The organism is Mesorhizobium sp. M1409 (assembly GCF_040317535.1).
In the GTDB taxonomy this organism is placed as follows: domain Bacteria; phylum Pseudomonadota; class Alphaproteobacteria; order Rhizobiales; family Rhizobiaceae; genus Mesorhizobium.
On record NZ_JAMYKV010000134.1, the window covers coordinates 1 to 2,459 of the forward strand.

The window sequence follows — 2,459 nt, forward strand, 5'->3', positions numbered from 1 at the left end:
CGTGAAGAGTTTCGGGCGCCGGCAGGCGTACGAAAGTCCCCGAGGAAGGAACCCGCGGGCCACAGTCGATGGCTATGGGGATTTCGATTTGCGGCTGGTGTCGGCGATGGCGCGACCGCCGCCGGCGAGCGGCGGGTTTGATGCGGCCGGACCGCTTTGCCTTTCAGCCATGCGGTATCGTCGGCTCGTCGCGCGGCCGGACGCGACCGGTTCGGCGTCGATGATCACCGTAGAGACGGGTGGGTCCGTTGCCGGAGGCTGGGTGCCTGTGGCTGAAGGCTGGATCATACCATGCGGGGTCATGGACAGTTCTCCCGGTCTGTCGCCGCCTTGTGCGGCGGTCCGCGCGGCTGCCTCCATCGTTCGAACGTCTCGATGATGATCATGCGTCCGCCGCAGCAGGGGCATGGCGGCCGGAAGTCGTCCGGTTCCGCCGCAGGGTCGTTCGTGGGGGGAGGCGCGACCGCGAGCAGCTCGCGGGCGAGTGCGAGGCTCGTGTTGCGGGAACTGCTGGCAAGTAGCCCATAGTGCCGGATGCGATGGAAGGCGCGCGGCAGAACATGAAGCAGGAAGCGGCGGATGAACTCGTCGGTCGCCAGTGTCATGACCTGCTGGCGATCGGCGCCGTCGCGGCGGTAGTCCTTGTAGCGGAAGGTGACGCTGTTCTTGTCGAAGGCGATCAGGCGGCGGTTCGAGATCGCGACCCGGTGGGTGTAGCGCGACAGGTAGGCGAGCACCGCCTCCGGTCCCGCGAACGGGGCCTTGGCATAGACCACCCAGCGCTTCTTCCGCACGGCAGCAAGATGGCGCAGGAATGCCCGCCGCTCGAGCAGGTGCGCTATCAACCCGAAGAAGCTGAGCCGGCCCGCCGCGTGCAGCGCGACCAGCCGGGTGAGAAACAGGCGACGGAACAGCCTGCCGAGAACCCTCACCGGGAGCAGGAAGGCCGGACGCGACGAGACCCAGCGGCTTCCGCCCGGCGCGATGCCGCCGCCCGGCACGATCATGTGGACATGCGGGTGGTGGGTCAGCGCCGAGCCCCATGTGTGTAAGACGGCGGTGATGCCGATCCTGGCGCCGAGGTGCTTCGGGTCGGCGGCGATCGTCAGCATCGTCTCCGCTGCCGCCTTGAACAGCAGGTCGTAGACGAGCGCCTTGTTCTGGAAGGCTATGTCGGCGACCTCGGCGGGGAGCGTAAACACGACGTGGAAGTAGCCGACCGGCAGCAGGTCGGCCTCGCGCTCGGCCAGCCAAGTCCGCGCCGCCGCGCCCTGGCACTTCGGACAGTGCCGGTTGCGGCAGGAGTTGTAGGCGATCCGCCATTGGCCGCAGTCCTCGCAGGCTTCGACGTGACCGCCGAGGGCGGCGGTGCGGCAGTGCTCGATTGCCGACATGACCTTGAGCTGGGCGAGGCTCAGATGACCTGCATGGGCGGCCCGGTAGGGTGGCCCGGCAGCACGGAAGATGTCGGCGACCTCGATCGAGACACGCACGGCTCAACCGTCGGGCGAGATCTCTCCCGGCTTGAACAGGCCGAGCTTGTCGAGCGGGCTCGTAACCGTGCGCACCGTTCGGGTCGCGACCTTGGCGTAGAGTGCGGTGTTGTTGAGCTTGGCGTGCCCGAGCAGGACCTGGATGATGCGGATGTCGGTGCCGTCCTCCAGCAGGTGGGTGGCGAAGCTGTGACGCAGCGTGTGCGGCCCCACCCGCTTGGCGATGTCGGCGGCCTGCGCTGCCTCGACGACTATGCGATAGAGCTGCCGCGTGCTGATCGGCTTCATCGCGTGCTGTCCGGGGAACAGCCAGCCGTCGCGGTGCATCACGCCCTGCTGACGTCCGACCCTCCACCATTGCCGCAGGAGAGTGAGCAGGTCCTCCGAGAGCATGGCGTTGCGATAGCGCCCGCCCTTGCCACGCTCGACGCGCAGCAGCATGCGCTCGCTGTCGACGTCGGCAACCTTCAGCATCGACACCTCGGCGACACGCAGGCCCGCGCCATAGGCGACTGACAATGCGGCCTGATGCTTGAGACACGTGGTGGCGTTGAGCAGCCGGGCGACCTCGTCGCGACTGAGCACCACGGGCAGATGGCGCGGATGCGACAGTCGGACGAGCCGGCGGGCCAGGTCCGGGCGGTCGAGCGTTTGGGTGAAGAAGAAGCGTAGCGCCGACACGATGCTGTTCATCGTCGGCACGGGAACGCCGTCTTCCTGCTGGTCGATCTGGAACCGACGGAGGTCGTCGGCGGTCGCTGTGTCTGGTGAACGCCCGAGGAATGTCGCCAGGCGTCCGATATCGCGGAGATAGTTGCGCTGTGTCTCCCGTGAGAAACGCCGCATGTTCATGTCGTCGATCAGCCGCTGGCGCAGCGGGCTGATCCGTGCATCGAGAATAGGATGGTGCATGGTCAGGCTCCTTGTTGAAGAAGCTCGCCATGCTCTGCTCTAGCCGAACGACGC

Annotated in this window: 3 protein-coding genes; all 3 read right to left on the reverse strand. The window is 67.1% G+C overall.

Annotated features, from left to right (window positions below; all coding sequences use genetic code 11):
• Nucleotides 1-72: 72 nt before the first annotated feature.
• The 3 genes from NKG99_RS35635 to NKG99_RS35645 are packed head-to-tail and all read right to left on the reverse strand — an operon-like array spanning nt 73 to nt 2,405.
• Nucleotides 73-303: a hypothetical protein gene (locus NKG99_RS35635; protein ID WP_352874145.1), complete on the reverse strand. Its 231-nt coding sequence runs from the start codon at nt 301-303 to the stop codon at nt 73-75.
• On the reverse strand, nt 300-1,493 hold the full coding sequence (locus NKG99_RS35640; protein ID WP_502911106.1) for an IS91 family transposase: 1,194 nt from the start codon (nt 1,491-1,493) through the stop codon (nt 300-302). Before NKG99_RS35640 ends, NKG99_RS35635 begins: the two co-directional genes overlap by 4 nt.
• A 3-nt stretch (nt 1,494-1,496) precedes the next feature.
• Nucleotides 1,497-2,405: a tyrosine-type recombinase/integrase gene (locus tag NKG99_RS35645; protein WP_352874147.1), complete on the reverse strand. Its 909-nt coding sequence runs from the start codon at nt 2,403-2,405 to the stop codon at nt 1,497-1,499.
• Nucleotides 2,406-2,459: the final 54 nt, after the last annotated feature.